The sequence below is a fragment of the Streptomyces sp. NPDC091280 genome (assembly GCF_044768565.1).
Lineage (GTDB): Bacteria > Actinomycetota > Actinomycetes > Streptomycetales > Streptomycetaceae > Streptomyces.
This window is the reverse complement of sequence record NZ_JBIVUZ010000004.1, coordinates 46918-63860: the sequence shown is the minus strand read 5'-3', so window position 1 is coordinate 63860 and position 16943 is coordinate 46918. Positions and strand designations below refer to the sequence as shown.

At 73.4% G+C, this 16943-nt stretch carries 8 protein-coding genes; 5 read left to right on the top strand and 3 right to left on the bottom strand.

Annotated features, from left to right (window positions below; all coding sequences use genetic code 11):
- Position 1: 1 nt before the first annotated feature.
- Both ACIQPR_RS13655 and ACIQPR_RS13650 read right to left on the bottom strand, forming a co-directional pair.
- The gene (locus ACIQPR_RS13655; RefSeq protein ID WP_403646618.1) at positions 2-484 is read right to left on the bottom strand and encodes an FMN-binding protein; all 483 of its coding nucleotides are present in this window, start codon (positions 482-484) and stop codon (positions 2-4) included.
- A gap of 10 nt (positions 485-494) precedes the next feature.
- Positions 495-1832 (bottom strand): ferric reductase-like transmembrane domain-containing protein, encoded by a 1338-nt coding sequence (locus tag ACIQPR_RS13650; protein WP_403646616.1) that lies wholly within the window; start codon positions 1830-1832, stop codon positions 495-497.
- Between the two features lie 150 nt (positions 1833-1982).
- On the opposite strand from ACIQPR_RS13650, the gene ACIQPR_RS13645 reads away from it, so the two are divergent.
- Both ACIQPR_RS13645 and ACIQPR_RS13640 read left to right on the top strand, forming a co-directional pair.
- Positions 1983-2672, top strand: a complete 690-nt coding sequence (locus ACIQPR_RS13645) for a response regulator transcription factor (protein WP_403646613.1) — start codon at positions 1983-1985, stop codon at positions 2670-2672.
- Positions 2669-4141 (top strand): sensor histidine kinase, encoded by a 1473-nt coding sequence (locus ACIQPR_RS13640; RefSeq protein ID WP_403646610.1) that lies wholly within the window; start codon positions 2669-2671, stop codon positions 4139-4141. Before ACIQPR_RS13645 ends, ACIQPR_RS13640 begins: the two co-directional genes overlap by 4 nt.
- Positions 4142-4301: 160 nt before the next feature.
- On the opposite strand, the gene ACIQPR_RS13635 is transcribed toward ACIQPR_RS13640, so the two are convergent.
- Positions 4302-4907 (bottom strand): GPP34 family phosphoprotein, encoded by a 606-nt coding sequence (locus ACIQPR_RS13635; RefSeq protein ID WP_403646608.1) that lies wholly within the window; start codon positions 4905-4907, stop codon positions 4302-4304.
- 369 nt (positions 4908-5276) lie between these two features.
- Between ACIQPR_RS13635 and ACIQPR_RS13630 the strand changes: the two genes are divergently transcribed.
- The 3 genes from ACIQPR_RS13630 to ACIQPR_RS13620 are packed head-to-tail and all read left to right on the top strand — an operon-like array spanning position 5277 to position 16943.
- A complete protein-coding gene (locus tag ACIQPR_RS13630; RefSeq protein WP_403646605.1) occupies positions 5277-12143 on the top strand; it encodes an SDR family oxidoreductase in 6867 nt (2288 codons plus the stop codon).
- 1 nt (position 12144) lies between these two features.
- The gene (locus tag ACIQPR_RS13625) at positions 12145-16644 is read left to right on the top strand and encodes a beta-ketoacyl synthase N-terminal-like domain-containing protein (RefSeq protein WP_403646602.1); all 4500 of its coding nucleotides are present in this window, start codon (positions 12145-12147) and stop codon (positions 16642-16644) included.
- Positions 16641-16943 carry an acyl carrier protein gene (locus tag ACIQPR_RS13620; protein WP_403646599.1) on the top strand — a complete coding sequence of 101 codons (303 nt, stop codon included), beginning with the start codon at positions 16641-16643 and terminating at the stop codon, positions 16941-16943. Before ACIQPR_RS13625 ends, ACIQPR_RS13620 begins: the two co-directional genes overlap by 4 nt.

Genomic DNA, 16943 nt, shown 5'->3' with positions numbered 1-16943 from the left:
GTCAGGCGCCCTTGGCGTCGATGGCGGCCTGGAGGGACTGGACGTAGGCGTCGCTGGTGATCGTGGCGCCGGAGACCGTGTCGATCTTCGAGCTCTGCGCCTTGAGGGTCTCCTCGATGAGCACCGGGACGGCGGCCGTGGTCTGCGGGTGGTTCGGCTGCTGGAGCATGCTCACCGCGCTGATCGTGTCGCCCTCGAAGGTCACCTGCACCTGGACGGTGCCCTTGTCGGTGTTGATCGCGGTGCCCTGCACGACCTTCTTCGCGGCGGCCGTGGCGGACTCGGTGGCGGACGCCGACGACGAGGACTCCGAGGACGAGGACGACGAGGACGTGCTCGTCGGGGTCGGAGTCGGTGTCGAGGCCGCCTCGGTCGTCGTCGTGGTCGTGGTCGTCGTGGTCGTCGTCCCGACGGACGGCTCGTAGCGCCACACGGGGATCAGACCCGCGACGGACAGCACCAGGACAGGTATGACTCGCTTCACGATATGTCTCTCATCCCGCCAGGCTGAAGCGTTCGAAGTGGATCTGCGGCTTGGGCACGCCCAGGTCGCCGAGGGTGCGCAGCACCGCGTTCATCATCGGCGGGGGGCCGCAGAGGAAGACGTCCCGGTCGGCGATGTCCGGTACCAGCCGGGCGAGTTCGCGCGGGGCCAGCTTGTCGGGGACGGGCGGGCCGGTGACCAGGTGGAGTTCGGCGCCCTTGGCGTGGGCGAGTTCGACGAGTTCGCCGTAGAGGACGGCGTCGCGGTCGGTGGCGACGCGGTAGACGACGACCGCGTGGCCCTCCAGGTCCTCCAGCAGGGCGCGGATCGGGGTGACGCCGACGCCGCCCGCGATGAGGAGGGACTCGGTCCTGCGGCGGTGCAGGGTGGTGAACGCGCCGTAGGGGCCCTCGGCGAAGACGCGGGTGCCGACCTTGAGGTGGCGCAGGGCGGCCGTGCCGTCGCCGGCCGTCTTGGCGGTGAGGCGCAGGCCGTTGCCGTCGGGGGCGGCCGAGAGGGAGAAGGGGTTGGCCTGCCACCAGCGGTCCTTGGTGAGGAAGCGCCAGAGGAAGAACTGCCCGGCCTGGGCCGGGAGGCGGTCGAGGTCGCGGCCGGTGATGTGGATCGAGACCACGTTGTCGGACTCGGGGACGACCGCCGAGACCCGGAACTGGTGGCGCAGGTTGCGCCACAGCGGCAGGACCAGGCGGCCCAGGGCGACCGAGCCGAGGGCGGTGCCCCAGACGGCGTACCAGTACGTCTTCGCGGCGGAGGACGCGGTGAACGTCGTACCGACCGCGACCTGGTGGGTGAAGGCGAGGACCACCGCGACATAGGTGTACAGGTGGATGAAGTGCCAGGTCTCGTAGGCCAGGCGGCGCCGGGCGTAGCGGGCGGAGGTGGCGCCGACGACGAGGATCAGGGCGAAGGCGACGAGGGCGCGCAGGATGCCCTCGGTGGTCTCGGCGAGGTCGACGACCTCGCCGACCGGGCCGGTGTCGGTGCCCTGCGCGTAGCCGAAGGCGATGAAGACGAGGTGCCCGAGCAGCGTCCAGAGCAGGGCGAAGCCCGTCCAGCGGTGCCAGGAGGTCATCCGGTCCATGCCGATACGGCGGTCGAGCCAGGGCAGGCGGGCCACCAGCAGCAGTTGGAAGGCCATCACGAGCGCGCCGTAGAGGCCGAGGAGGCGGCCGATGACGATCAGCGTGTTGGAGGCGAATCCGGCCTGGGCGAAGAAGACGGTCACCACGGCGACGTTCGCGGCCAGCACGGCGTACAGGCCGGTGCGGGCCACCACCCTGGGGCGTATCGCCGTGGGGGGCGCAGGGGGTGATTGGACGGTCGTCACGGACAGCAGCTCCTTGATCGGGTCCTGGGAGAAGAGCTTGACCTCGGTGCGCTGTCGTTTTCCTGTCGGACAACTTTCAAGTTGTTGTCGATGTGGGTGTGGCGGGGCCGCGGGTCTGGCGTGGATCGGTGGGTGGCGCAGTATGAGCGGGTGGACAAAGTTCGACTCCTCGTCGTGGACGACGACCCGCCGATCGCCGACCTCGTCGCGACGGTCGCCCGCTACGAGGGCTGGGAGGCGGCGTGCGCGTACTCCGGTGAGGAGGCGCTGACCGTCGCCGCCGAGTTCCAGCCGGACATCGTGGTGCTCGACCTGATGCTGCCCGGCCTCGACGGCTTCGGCGTGCTGGACCGGCTGCGGCACTCCGGGACGATGGTGCCCGTGGTGTTCCTCACCGCGCGGGACGCGGTCGCCGACCGGGTCGCGGGGCTGACCCGGGGCGGGGACGACTACCTGGTCAAGCCGTTCGCGGTGGAGGAGCTGATGGCCCGGCTGCGGACCGTGCTGCGGCGCAGCGCCGGGCCCGGCTTCCCGCGCTCGGTGCTGCGGGTCGCGGACCTGACGATGGACGAGGACACCCGGGAGGTGCGGCGCGGGGACCAGCTCCTGACGCTCACGCCGACCGAGTACGAGGTGCTGCGCTATCTGATGCGCAAGTCGCCGACCGTGCTCACCAAGGCGCAGATCCTCGACCACGTGTGGGAGTACGGCTTCGGCGGCCGCTCCAACGTGGTGGAGCTGGTGGTCAGCCGGCTGCGCCGGAAGCTGGACGAGGGGCGCGATCCGCTGATCCACACCGTGCGCGGCTTCGGCTATGTGATCCGGCAGGCCGCCGAGTGATCGGGCGGCTGCGGGAGAACTGGCGGCGGCTGCGGCTGGGCACGCGGCTCGCGCTGGGGCTGGGGGCGCTGGCACTGGTGGTGTTCGCCGTCGTCGGCACGGCGCTGACGACGTACATGCGGGACTATCTGTCGGCCCAGCTCGACGATCAGCTCGGGCTCGCCCAGGGCGCCCAGTCCAAGTCGATCGCGGCCAGTGGCACGCTCCAGGGCAAGAAGTACTACCGCTGGTACTACGCCGTGTACGACATCAAGGACGGCAAGCCGGTGCTGCGCACGCCGGAGGAGAGCTCGGACCTGCCGGCCGACATCGGCGACCTGACCGCCGTGGCCCGGGCGCAGATCGCCAAGGGCTCCGAGGTGCTGCGCACCAGCGACCTCACGGGCGAGGGCGAGTACCGGCTGCGCGGCTGCGCGGTCGAACCCGGTGTGGTGCTGGTCAGCGGCGCGCCGATGGACGACATCGACGACACGGTACGGCAGCTGGTGATCATCCAGGTGGTCGCCTTCGGGCTGGCGCTGCTCGTGCTGGTGGTGCTCGGCCGCAGGCTGCTGCGGCGCGGGCTCCAGCCGCTGAGCGACATGGCGCACACCGCGCACGGCATCGCCTCGCACGATCTGACCGAGTCGGCGGCCCGGCTGCCGCTGCGGGCGGACGAGCGGGGCGGCGGCCCGGAGGTGGAGGAGCTGCGCACCGCGTTCAACACGATGCTGGAGCACATCGACGACTCTTTGGCGGTGCGCGCGGAGGCGGAGCAGCGGCTGCGCCGGTTCGTCGCGGACGCCTCGCACGAGCTGCGGACACCGCTGATGTCGGTGCGCGGCTACGCGGACCTGTTCCAGTACGCGGCGGCGAACGTGCCCGAGGAGCGGGACAGGCATCTGGCCCGGCTGCGCGCCGAGGCGGCCCGGATGGGCGTCCTCCTCGACGATCTGCTGCTGCTGGCGCGTCTGGACGCGGCGGACGTGGAGACACCGATCCGGCTTCAGGACGCGGACCTGGTGGAGCTGGTGGCGCAGGCGGCCGACGCGTTCCGCGCGGGGCATCCGGACCGGCCGCTGACGGTGACGGTGCCGCCGGCCCCGGTGCGGCTGCGCGTCGACCCGGTCCGGATCCGGCAGGTGCTGGACAACCTGCTCACCAACGCGGCCGTGCACACCCCGCCCGGCACCGAGGTCTCGGTCACGGTGGCGGTCGCCGCGGGCTCGGCGTCGGTCCGGGTCGCCGACGCGGGCCCCGGCATCCCGGACGCCGACCGGGCCCAGGTCTTCGACCGCTTCTACCGCGTCGACAAGGCCCGCAGCCGCGACCGCGGCGGCAGCGGGCTGGGCCTCGCGGTGGCCCGCTCCCTGGCCGCGGCCCACGGCGGCACGGTCGAGCTGACGTCGGAGCCCGGACAGACCGTCTTCACGGTGACGATTCCGTTGGGGACGACCCCGGTCCGGACCCAGGCCGTGTTCGCGACCTAGGCTCCGCGCACACGTTGTGCCTACCATGGGTGACGTGGCGTCACTTGAGGCTCAGCACCATCAACTGGCTCTGCTGGTCCGGCAGTTGCCGCACCGCTCGGCGGCAACTGATGCGCCGTCACATCTCACTGACCTGCCGTCACATTTCGCTGATGCTCCGTCACATTCCGCGCCACACATTGTCGTACGCCGCGTCCTCCACGGTCTTGCGCTGGCGGACGGCCTCCAGTTCCGTCACCGCGTCGTGGACGGTGGCCAGGACGGTGTCCAGGGCCTCGTCGGTGACCTTCGCGGAGTCCTCGTCCGAGACCGCGCGGATACCGACGGCCGCGGCGAGCTGGGCGAGGACGGGTTCGCCGGTCGCCCAGCGGTCCGCCGCCCGGCTGCGGGCCGGGGAGTCGACCAGGGCCGCCCTGCCGCTGGGCACCGGGATCCAGCGACCGCGCTGCCGGGCGATCAGGCCCTCCTTCTCCAGCGCGGCGAGATAGGCCGAGGACAGTCCCCGCCCGCGCCGCCACAGCCAGTTCTCGACCGACTCGTACGGCGTCTCGCGGACGAGAGCGGTCGCGGCCTCGTCCAACAGCGCGTCCGGCAGGGGTACTCGGACGTTCGGCACGACCAGTTCGCCGTCCAGCGCGACGGCCTCGGCGGCGAGGAGGTCGACCACCTCGGCTCCGGCGAGCGCGAGCGAGAGATCACCCGATTCGACGGGGCGGTCGGGGGCGACGTCCATGGCGATGATCAGCAGGTCCCGGGGTGTGCTCATGGATGCCAACCTAGCGCGGCTCGAACGAGGAGGCATCGACACCCAATGTTTACATAATTCCATCCCGTAGTCGCCCATGTTTCGGGACCATGATCCTCGGATGAATACCGGGAGTTTTTGGACCGCTTGCGCCACTGCGGTCCGAATGGTGTGCCCTCTGAAGGAAATTGGCAGGGTTTTCGGTTGTTTGGGGACCCGCTCGGACTGGCCGGATCATTCCGCTGAGCGGGACACTTACCTTTCCGTTGTTGACCGCCGAGTAACGGTGACGCTAGCTTTCAACCAGCCATCTTGCGTCTTCGCGACTCCGTTCGGCGCCTTCAGGCCGAAACCCCCCACCGTGCAGTTTCACCGTTTATTCGGAGAATCATGACGTCTGCCGCGCGCGCCGAAGCAATGATCATTGGAATCACCCCGTTCCATGAACCGGATGCCCGACTCGCGGCGGCCGTGAGCCGCGCCGGCGGACTCGGGATACTCGACCTGGGAATTGGCGACCGAAGATCCAGAGAGGCACTCGCGCGAATCCGGCGCTGGTCCCCCGGCCCCTACGGAGTACGGGTCGGCGCCCACTGCCGGATCGGCCCGGCGGACCTCGCGGCGGCTGGTGCCGGCGGCCCGGGGACCGTCGTGCTCGCCGCGGACGCCGCCTGGCGGGTCGACGAGGTCGCCGGCAGCCACCAGGTCCTCGTCGAGGTCACCGAACTCGACGAGGCGCTGACGGCGGTCCGCTCCGGTGCGCACGGGCTCATCGCCCGGGGTGCCGAAAGCGGCGGCCGGACAGGCGAGTTGAGCACCTTCGTCCTGCTCCAGCGGCTGCTGGCCGAGCCCGCCGTGACGGTCCCGGTCTGGGCCTGCGGCGGCATCGGCCCGCGCACGGCCGCCGCCGCGCTGGCCGGCGGCGCGGCCGGGGTCGTGCTGGACAGCCAGCTGGCCCTGCTCGCCGAGTCGGCGCTGCCGGAGGCGGCGGCAGCGGCGCTGCGCTCGATGGACGGCTCCGAGACCACGGTGCTCGGCGGTCACCGGGTCCTGCTGCGCCGCGGCCCGGACGCCCCGCGGGTGCCCGCCGAGCGGGTCGGCGAACTGCTCGGCGCCCGCGACCCGCGCACCCAGCTGCTGCCGGTCGGCCAGGACGGCTTCCTCGCCGCGCGGTTCGCCGAGCGCTGGGGCGACGTGGGCCGGACCGTGCGTGAACTGACCGCCGCCGTAAGGGAGTCGGCACAGGACGACGGAGCGGCCGAGGCCCTGCGCGCGGGTTCCGCGATGAGTGGCCGGCTCGGTACCCGGTTCCCGCTCGCCCAGGGCCCGATGACCCGCGTCAGCGACCAGGCGGAGTTCGCGGCGGCGGTCGCCGAGGGCGGCGCCCTGCCGTTCGTCGCGCTGGCGCTGGCGAGCGGCGAGCAGGCGCGGACGGTGCTGGCCGAGACCCGCGCCACCGTGGGCAGCCGGCCCTGGGGGGTCGGCGTCCTCGGCTTCGCGCCCGAGGACCTGCGCACCGCCCAGCTCGACGCCGTACGGGAGTCGCGCCCCACGCACGCGATCATCGCGGGCGGGCGGCCCGCGCAGGCGGAGGTGCTGGAGCGGGCCGGGATCGCCACGTTCCTGCACGTGCCCTCGCCGGGGCTGCTGCGGCAGTTCCTGGACGCCGGGGTGCGCCGGTTCGTGTTCGAGGGCTCCGAGTGCGGCGGGCATGTCGGACCGCGCGCCAGCTTCCCGCTGTGGGAGGCCCAACTCGCCGTCCTGGAGGACTTCCTGGCGACCGCCGAGGCGGGTACGGCGGAGCAGGTCGAGGTGTTCTTCGCGGGCGGTGTGCACGACGCCCGCTCGGCGGCGATGGTGGCCGCGCTCGCCGCACCGCTCACCGCACGCGGCGCGGCCGTCGGCGTACTGATGGGCACCGCCTACCTGTTCACCGAGGAGGCCGTGTCCTGCGGGGCGGTCCGGCCGCTCTTCCAGGAGCAGGTGATACGGGCCACCCGCACCGCGCTCCTGGAGACCGCGCCCGGCCACGCGACCCGCTGCGTCCCGAGCGCCTTCAGCGACAACTACCGTGATTTCGAGGCCCGGTTGCGCGCGGAGGGGGTGCCCGACCGGCAGATCTGGGAGCGCCTTGAGCGGCTCAACGTCGGCCGGCTGCGCATCGCCAGCAAGGGCGTGGAGCGGGACGCCGGCGGAGCGCTGGTGGCCGTGGACGAGCGACGCCAGCTCGCCGAGGGGATGTTCATGGCCGGTGAGGTCGCCGTGCTGCGTTCGGCGACCACCACCGTCGAGGCCCTGCACCGTTCGGTGACCGAGGAGGCCGCCGGCTTCCTGGCCGACGGCGCGCGCACCACCCGCGCCGCCCTGGGAGTCGCCGAGCGGGCCGAGCCGGCGCCGCCCGCCCCGCTGGACATCGCTGTCGTCGGGATGGCCTGCATGTTCCCGCAGGCCCCCGATCTGCCCACGTTCTGGGCGAACGTCCTCGGCGGACACGACGCGGTGAGCGAGGTCCCGGCCGACCGCTGGGACCCGGCCGTGCACTACGCGGACGACAAGAGCGGCGCCACCCCGTCGAAGTGGGGCGGCTTCCTGCCCCGCATCCCCTTCGACCCGCTGCGCTACGGCATCCCGCCGGCCTCCCTCGGCAGCATCGAACCGGTCCAGCTGCTGGCCCTCGAAGCCGCCCGGCGCTCCCTGGAGGACGCCGGATACGGCGACCGGGGGCGGGAGTTCGACCGGTCGCGCACCTCCGTGGTGTTCGGCGCGGAGGCGGGCAGCGACCTCTCCAACGCGACCACGCTGCGCGCCGTACTGCCCTCCTACTACGGCCGGATACCGCAGGGCGTCGAGGAGCAGCTCCCCACCCTCACCGAGGACTCCTTCCCCGGGATGCTCTCCAACGTGATCTCGGGCCGGATCGCCAACCGGCTCGACCTCGGCGGGGCCAACTTCACGGTCGACGCGGCCTGCGCGTCCTCGCTGGCCGCCGTCGACGTCGCCTGCAAGGAACTCGTGGGCGGCACCAGCGACATCGTGCTGTGCGGGGGCGCCGACCTGCACAACGGCATCAACGACTACGTCCTCTTCTCCTCCGTGCACGCCCTGTCCCCGACCGGCCGCTCGCGCGCCTTCGACGACTCGGCGGACGGCATCGCGCTCGGCGAGGGGGTCGCCTGCGTGGTCCTCAAGCGGCTCGCGGACGCGGAGCGGGACGGCGACCGGATCTACGGCGTGATCAAGGGCGTCGGCAGTTCGAGCGACGGCCGGTCACTGGGCCTGACGGCGCCCCGGCCGGAGGGGCAGCGGGCCGCGCTGGAGCGGGCGTACCGCAACGCGGGTGTCTCCCCCGCCTCGGTCGGACTCGTCGAGGCGCACGGCACCGGCACGGTCGTCGGCGACCGCACCGAACTCTCCATCCTCAGCGAGGTGTTCACCGAGTCCGGTGCCAGGACGGGCAGTTGCGCGCTGGGCTCGGTCAAGTCGCAGATCGGGCACACGAAGTGCGCCGCCGGACTGGCCGGTCTCATCAAGACCGTGCTGTCCCTGTACACCGGGGTCAAGCCGCCCACCCTGCACATGAAGCGGCCCAACTCGGCCTGGCGGGAGGACAGCAGCCCGTTCGTCTTCCACTCCCGCCCGAGCCCCTGGGCCGCGCCCGCCGAGGGGCGCGTCGCGGGACTCAGCGCGTTCGGCTTCGGCGGCACCAACTTCCACACGGTGATCCAGGCCTACGGCGACGCCGTGCCGCCCGCGCAGGGCCTGGACGCGTGGCCCGCCGAGCTGTTCACCTTCCGCGGAGCGGACCGGGCCGCGGCGCGCCGGGGCGTCGAGGAGATCCTGAAGCTCGCCGAGTCGGGCTCCTGGAGGCTGCGCGACCTGGCCCTGAGCGCGTCCCGGCGCTCGGACGCCCGGCACGAACCGGTGCGGGTGGCCGTCGTGGCCACGGATGTCGAGGAACTGGCCGGGCAGTTGCGGCGCGCCCTCGAAGGCGAGCACGATCCGGCCGCCGGAATCCACGCGGCCGACCCCCCGCAGGACACCGGCAAGGTCGCCTTCCTCTTCCCCGGCCAGGGCAGTCAGCGGCCCGGGATGCTCGCCGACGTGTTCATCGCCTTCCCCGAGGTGCAGCACTATCTGCACCTCGGCCGCGACCACGCCGACGCGCTGTATCCGCCGGCCGCCTTCGACGACACGGTCCGCGACCGCCAGCGGGCCGCCCTGACCGACACCCGGGTCGCGCAGCCCGCGCTGGGCGTCGCCGGGCTCGCCGCCCACGCGCTGCTCACCGAGGCGGGCGTACGGCCCGACATGGCGGCCGGGCACAGCTACGGCGAGCTGGTCGCCCTGTGCGCGGCCGGCGCGATCGGCCCGGAGGCGCTGCTGGAGCTGAGCGCCGAACGCGCGGCGGCGATCCTCGACGCGACCGGCGCCGAGGACCCGGGCACGATGGCCGCCGTCGCGGCCGGTGCCGAGGAGGTCGAGCAGGCCCTGAAGACGGCGGGCGCGCCCGACGCGGTGGTCGTCGCCAACCACAACTCGCCCCGCCAGACGGTGATCTCGGGCCCGACGCAGGCGGTGGCGGAGGCGGTACGGCTGCTGCGCGAGGCCGGTCTCGGCGCGAAGCGCATCCCGGTCGCCTGCGCCTTCCACAGTCCGCTGGTGGCGGGCGCGGGCGAGCGGTTCGCCCGGGCTCTGGCCCAACAGCCGGTCCGCGCGCCCGAGTTCCCCGTGTGGTCCAACCGTACGGCGGCCCCCTACGGCGAGGACGCCGACGCGGTGCGGGCCGAACTCGCCGCGCAGATCGGCGCACCGGTCGGCTTCGTCGCGCAGATCGAGGCGATGTACGAGGCGGGGGCGCGGGTCTTCGTCGAGGCCGGTCCCGGCTCGGTGCTGACCCGGCTGGTCGCCCAGATCCTCGGGGAGCGCGCGCACCGCACGGTCGCCTGCGAGCCCCGGCAGGACAGCGGGCTGCGCGGCTGGCTCGACGCGCTGGCCCAACTCGCCGTCGCGGGAGTGCCGGTGCGCACCGGATGGCTGTTCAACGGGCGCGACGCCGTCGACGCGGCCCGGACCCCCGTGCCCAAGCGGCCCGGCTGGACGGTCGACGGACAGCTGGTCCGCACCGCCGCCGGAGACCTTCTCCCCGGTGCCCTCGCACCGGCCCGACGCGTTGTGGAGACGACTGTGACGACGAACTCCCCGGACGGTGTCCCCGTGGCGGCGAACAGGGACGCGCTCATCTCCGAATTCCTGCGCACCAGCCGGGAGATGGTGGCCGCGCAGCGGGACGTGCTGCTGACGTACTTCGGCGCGACGCAGGCGGCGGTGCCGCAGGGCACCTGGATTCCCGCTCCGGCGCCCGCCGTCCTCGAAGCGCTCCCCCAACTGCCCGCCGCCGAGGCCCCGGTGGTCCGGCAGCCCGCCGCACAGCCGGAACCGGTACCCGGGGCCGTCACGGAGGCCGTCACCGAGGAAGACGTCCTGCGGGTCGTGCTGGAGATCATCAGCGACCGCACCGGCTACCCCGTCGACATGATCGAGCCCGACCTCGACCTGGAGGCGGACCTCAGCATCGACTCCATCAAACGGGCCGAGATAGCAGGTGAGTTGGCCCAGCGGCTGGGCGTCGGCGGCGGCACGGACATCGCCTCGCTGGACGACTCGGAACTGGAGGACCTGGCGAAGGCCCGTACGGCGGCCTCGGTCACGGGCTGGCTGGCGGCCCGGCTGACGGACTCCGCACCGGCACCCGAGGCGGCCCCGGCCGACAGCGCCCCGCAGGACGCGATCTCCGGCGCGGCACCCAAGCGACTGCGGCTGCGGCCGGTCCTGCTCACGCACCAGGACGTCGACAACCCGGCGGACCCGGCGTCCGTCCTGGGCGGCCGGCGCTTCGTCCTGTACGGGAGCGGAGCGGTCGCCGAGACCGTCGCCGCCAGGCTCTCCGCGCACGGTGCCGAGGCCCTGGTCGTCGATCCCGAGCACCACCTCACCGACGCGGACGGCCAAGTGGACGGGGTGCTCTACCTCGCCCCGCTCACCGCCTCGGCGCCGGTACTGCCCGACGCGTTCCCCGTGTTCCAGGCCGCGCTGCGCCGGGCGCCGCGCCAACTCATCGCCGTACAAGGGGCGGACGGCGGACCGGCGGGCCTGCGCGGGCTGTTCCGTACGGTGGCGCGCGAGTATCCGGACACCGTGGCCCGGGTCGTCGAGGTGACGGACACGGCGCCGGCCGCCGTCGCCGACGCGCTGCTCGCCGAACTCCTGGCGCCCGGCGATGAACCGGTGGTGCTGCGAACGGCCGCCGGGCGGCACGGACTTGAGCTGGTCGAGACACCGCTCGGCGCGCTCGCGACCAACGGCGCCGGACCGGCCGGTGACGGGGTCGCCGAGGCCGCCGCCATCGGTCTCGACCGGGACGCCGTGGTGCTGCTGGTGGGCGGCGCGCGGGGCATCACCGCGAAGTTCGCCGCGGCGCTCGCGGCGGCCTCCCGGTGCCGGCTCGAACTCCTCGGCCGGACGCCCGCGCCGACCGGACCCGAGGACCCGGCGACCACCGGTGCCCGCACCCCGGCCGAACTGCGCGCGGCCCTCGCCGGACAGGGCGGACGCACACCGGCCGAGATCAACCGCGCCGCCGAACTCCTGCTCGCCCAGCGGGAGATCACCGCGACCCTGGACGAACTCGCGGTCCTGGGCAGCCGGGCCCGCTACCACTGCGTCGACGTCCGCGAACCGGACGCGGCGCTCCAGGCCGTCAAGGAGATCCACGCCGAACACGGCCGCCTCGACGGTGTCGTCTACGCGGCCGGGGTCATCGAGGACCGGCTGATCGCCGAGAAGACGGCCGAGTCCTTCCAGCGGGTCTACGGCACGAAGACGCACGGCGCCGAGGCGCTGCTCTCGGCGCTGGAGGAACTGCCGGGCGGTCCGTCTTTCGCGGTGCTGTTCGGCTCGATCTCGGCCGTGCTCGGCAACCGCGGGCAGGTCGACTACGCGGCGGCCAACGACGCCCTGGAGGGCCTCGGCGCGGCCTGGTCGGCGCGCACCGGGCACCGGGCCCTGACCGTGCACTGGGGTCCGTGGGCGCCCACCGGCGGCCACTTCGGCATGGTGACACCGGAGTTGGGACGCGAGTACGCGCGGCGCGGTATCTCGCTGATCGATCCCGAGGAGGGCACCGCAGCCCTGCTGCGCGAGCTCGCCTTCGGCGACGAGTCGGCCGGGGCCGTCGTCTACACCGCTTCGGGCTGGTGACATGACCGACCGTCAAGTGCCGGTCGCCATCGTGGGAATGGCGGTGCTGCTGCCCGGCGCCGCCGACCTCGACGCGTACTGGCGGAACCTGCTCGCCGGAACCGACGCCATCAGCGAGGTGCCGCAGGGGCGTTGGGACGCGGACTACTACCGGCCGGACTCCGCGGACGGCCCCGCCGTGGCCGACCAGGTGTACTGCCGGCGCGGCGGATTCGTCGACGCGCTGGCCGAGGTCGAGGTCACCCGGTTCGGGATCATGCCGAACTCGGTGCCCGGCACCGAGCCCGACCAGCTCATCGCGCTCCATGTGGCCGCCGCCGCCCTCGCCGACGCGGGCGGCGAGTCCCGGCTGCCCGACCGGCACCGGGTCGGCGTGGTGCTCGGCCGGGGCGGCTATCTCACCCCCGGTCTGGTCCGCCTCGACCAGCGGGTCCGTACGGCGGGCCAACTCGTGCGCACTCTGGGCGAGTTGCTGCCGGACCTGGACTCCGGTCAACTCGCCCGGATCCGCACCGCGTTCACCGACCGGCTCGGCCCCGACAGTCCCGAGTCGGTCATCGGCCTGGTGCCGAACCTCGCGGCGTCCCGGGTCGCCAACCGTCTCGACCTGCGCGGCCCGGCGTACACGGTGGACGCGGCCTGCGCGTCCTCGCTGATCGCCGTGGACCAGGCGGTGGCCGAACTCGCCGCCGGGCGCTGCGACCTGATGCTCGCCGGGGGCGTCCACCACTGCCACGACATCACCCTGTGGAGCGTGTTCTCCCAGCTGCGCGCCCTCTCCCCGAGCCAGCGGATCCGCCCCTTCCACCGGGACGCGGACGGCATCCTGATCGGCGAGGGGACGGGCGTCGTCGTCCTCAAGCGGCTCGCCGACGCCGAACGCGACGGCGACCGGATCTACGCCGTGGTCCGGGGCACCGGTGTCTCCAGCGACGGCCGTGCCGCGAGTCTCGTCAACCCGGACTCGTCCGGCCAGGCCCATGCCGTACGGCAGGCCTGGGCGGCGGCCGGGCTGGATCCGGCGCTGCCCGGTTCGCTCGGGCTGCTGGAGGCGCACGGCACGGCGACGCCGGCCGGTGACGGGGCCGAACTCGCCACGCTGGCCGAGGTGTTCGGCCCCGACGGCGACGCGGTCATCGGCTCCGTGAAGTCGATGATCGGGCACACGATGCCGGCCGCCGGGGTGGCCGGGCTGGTCAAGGCCGCGCTCGCCGTGCACCACGGGACGCTGCTGCCGACCCTGCACTGCGACGACCCGCATCCGGCGCTCGCGGCCACCCGGTTCCGGCCGCTGGAGAAGGCGGCGCCCTGGGAGACGACGGCCGCGCAGCCGGTGCGGCGGGCGGCGGTGAACGCGTTCGGGTTCGGCGGCATCAACGCGCATGTCGTGCTGGAGGAGGCGCCCGGGACGCGCGCACCGCGTCCGGCGAGAGCGGTCGTCGACGAGCCGGAACGGGTGCTGACCCTCGCCGCCGACAGCCCCGAGGCGCTGGCCGCGCTGCTGGAGGCGGACGACTCCGCGCTGCTGGCCGCAGCCACGGCCGACGCCCCGTCCGGCCGTTCCCGGCTCGGCATCGTCGCCCCGGACGCCAAGCGGCTCGCGCTCGCCCGGCGCGCGGTCGCCAAGGGGCGGGCGTGGCAGGGCCGCAGCGATGTGTGGTTCACGCCGAGCCCGCTGCTGGGCGCGGGCGGCGGCACGCTGGCGTTCGTCTTCCCGGGCCTGGAGGGCGACTTCACGCCCCGGGTCGAGGACGTCGCCGCGCACTTCGGACTGCGCGGGAACAGATCGGCGACTCCCGCGCAGGTGGGGGACATCGGCCGCCACGGCTTCGATGTGGTGGGCGTCGGACGGCTGTTGGACGCGGCGCTGCGCCGGATGGGTGTGGTGCCGGACGCGGTCGCCGGGCACAGTGTCGGCGAGTGGACGGCCATGACGGCCGCCGGGGTGTACGCGCCGGACGAGGTGAGCGACTTCATGGAGTCGTTCGACCCCGACTCGGTGACGGTGCCGGGGCTGGCCTTCGGCGCGATCGGCGCTCCCGCCGAGCGCGTCGTGTCCGCGCTGGCCGCCGAGTGGCCGGACGCCGGGATCGTCCTCTCGCACGACAACGCGCCGGGCCAGTCGATGGTGTGCGGGCCGGAGCGGGCGGTGGACGCGTTCGTGCGGTCCTTCCGCGCGCAGGGTGTCCTGAGCCAGGTGCTGCCGTTCCAGTCCGGCTTCCACACACCGATGTTGAGGCCCTACCTCGCGCCGATCGAGGAGGCCGCCAACCGCTTCCGGCTGCGTCCTGCGACCGTCCCCCTGTGGTCGGGGACGACCGCCTCGCCGTATCCGTCCGACGAGCCGGCGGTCCGCGCGCTGTTCGTCCGGCATCTGCTGGAGCCGGTGCGCTTCCGGCAGCTCGTGGAGGCGATGTACGAGGCCGGGCATCGCGCGTTCGTCCAGGTCGGCACCGGGCAGCTGGGTTCCCTCGTCGACGCGACCCTGGGCGGACGCGACCACCTGGTGATCGCGGCGAACTCGCCGCACCGCTCGGGGCTGGCCCAACTCCGGCGCGTGGCGGTCGCGTTGTGGGCCGCGGGCGCGCCGGTCGACCCGGCGGCGCCTCGCTCCGGGACGGCACCGCGACGGCAACGCCCGCCCGTGCGGCTGGACTTGGACGGCGCACTGGTGTCGCTCGACGCCCCGACCCTGGTCGGACTCCGGGCGGAGCTGCGTGCTCCCCTGCCGCACCCCGCGGCGGCGTCCCCGCTGGACGCCCTCACCGACCGCTTCCCGGCCGCCGCCGAACTGCGCGCCCTCATGCGGGAGACCGCCGACACGGCCGCCCGGCTCCTCACCACGGGCGGTCGGGGGACCGTGGCGACCGTACCCGCGCCGCCCCGGCAGCCGCCCCCGCCGCCCGCGTCACCCGCGCCGCCCCCGGCAGCCGCGTCGCCCCGGGAATGGCGGAGCACGGTCCACGTGTCCCCCGAGTCCATGCCCTATCTCATGGACCACTGCTTCTTCCCGCAGCGCCCCGACTGGCCCGATGTGGCGGACCGTTGGCCGGTGGTCCCGGCCACCACGATCGTGCAGCACATCATCGACGCGGCGGAACGCGCCGTGCCCGGGATGCGGGCGGTCGCCGTGCACGAGGCGCGGTTCGACCGCTGGCTGACCGCGACACCGCCCGTCGACGTACCGGTGCGGGTGGTCGCCGAGGCCTCCGGCAGGCTCGCCGTCTCCTTCGGCCCGCACGCGCGCGGTGTGGTCGAACTGGCCCCGGACTACGCCACCGCGCCCGCTCCCCACGACCGCCCGGACCCGGCCACCGAGCGCGCCCCCGACCACACGGCGTCCCATCTCTACGACGAGCGCTGGATGTTCCACGGCCCGGCGTTCCAAGGCGTCACCGAACTCACCGCGATCGGCGACCGCCATGTGCGCGGTGTGATCACCACCCCGCCCGCCCCGGGCTCCCTGCTCGACAACGTCGGCCAGATCCTCGGCTACTGGATCATGTCGACCCGCACCGAACGCACCGTCGTCTTCCCGGTCGGCATGCGCGAGATGCGCTTCTACGGTCCTCATCCGCGCCCGGGCACGGAAGTCGGGTGCCTGGTGCGGATCACCTCGCTGACCGACTCCGCGCTCGAAGCCGACGTACGGCTCACGGTCGGCGGCGAGGTGTGGGCGGAGCTGACCGGCTGGCAGGACCGGCGGTTCGACAACGACCCGCAGACCAGGCCGGTCGAGCGCTTCCCGGAACGCAACACGCTCTCCGAGGCCCGCCCCGGCGGCCGGACCCTGCTGCACGAACGCTGGCCCGACCTCGCCTCCCGCGATCTCATCATGCGCAACTCCCTGAGCGACGTGGAGCGTTCGCAGTACGCGGAGCATCCGCCGCGCGGTCGCCGGCAGTGGCTGCTGGGCCGGATCGCGGTGAAGGACGCGGTACGGCAGTGGCTGTGGGGCCATGGCGAGGGGCCCGTCTTCCCGGCCGAGATCCGGGTCCACAACGACGCGACGGGCCGCCCGTACGTCACCGGTCTGCACGGCCGCGCCCTGCCCCCGCTGGACGTCTCGCTGGCGCATGCCGCCGAGGCGGCCGTGGCGATCGTCCGGCCGCATGTCCCCGGGCCCGGCCCCGGAATCGACATCGAGGAGGTCGTCGAGCGCGCGCCCGCGACCCTCGCCACCGCGCTCGGCGAGGAGGAACTCGCGCTGCTGCGCGCCCAGTTGTCGGCCTCCGGCGAGTCGGAGGCGCTGTGGTTCACCCGCTTCTGGGCGGCGAAGGAGGCGGTCGCCAAGGCGGAGGGCACCGGCTTCGGCGGACGGCCGCGCGACTTCGCCGTCTTCCAAGTGGCCTCCGACGCACGGCTGTCGGTGTCCGGGCGCCTGGAACGCGCCTACACCGTGCACTGCGAACCGGCCGGCAATCCGCCCCATCTGCCGGACAGGACCTATGTCGTGGCCTGGACGACGGGACCTTCGCACGAAGAGGAGTACGACCGATGACCCCCACCACCGAGGACACCGTCCTCGCCGACCTCACCGGCATGCTGACCGCGCTCCTGGAGGACGAGTACGGCGTCGACGACGTCGAGATCACCATGACGACGACCTTCAACCGCGATCTGGAGCTGGAGAGCATCGACCTGGTGACCCTGGCCGGGCTGCTCCAGGAGCACTACGGCACGAAGGTCAACTTCGCCGAGTTCCTGGCCGGGATGGAGTTCGAGGAGATCATCGAACTCACCGTCGGCCGGCTCGTCGAGTACGTCGTGCAGAGCCTCAAGGCAGCCGAGGCGGGCTGA

Bases quoted from the DNA above. Each gene is read 5' to 3' on its own strand.
- ACIQPR_RS13635 (WP_403646608.1), bottom strand. From the start codon at position 4,907: ATGAGCACACCCCGGGACCTGCTGATCATCGCCATGGACGTCGCCCCC.
- ACIQPR_RS13630 (WP_403646605.1), top strand. From the start codon at position 5,277: ATGACGTCTGCCGCGCGCGCCGAAGCAATGATCATTGGAATCACCCCG.
- ACIQPR_RS13620 (WP_403646599.1), top strand. From the start codon at position 16,641: ATGACCCCCACCACCGAGGACACCGTCCTCGCCGACCTCACCGGCATG.
- ACIQPR_RS13625 (WP_403646602.1), top strand. From the start codon at position 12,145: ATGACCGACCGTCAAGTGCCGGTCGCCATCGTGGGAATGGCGGTGCTG.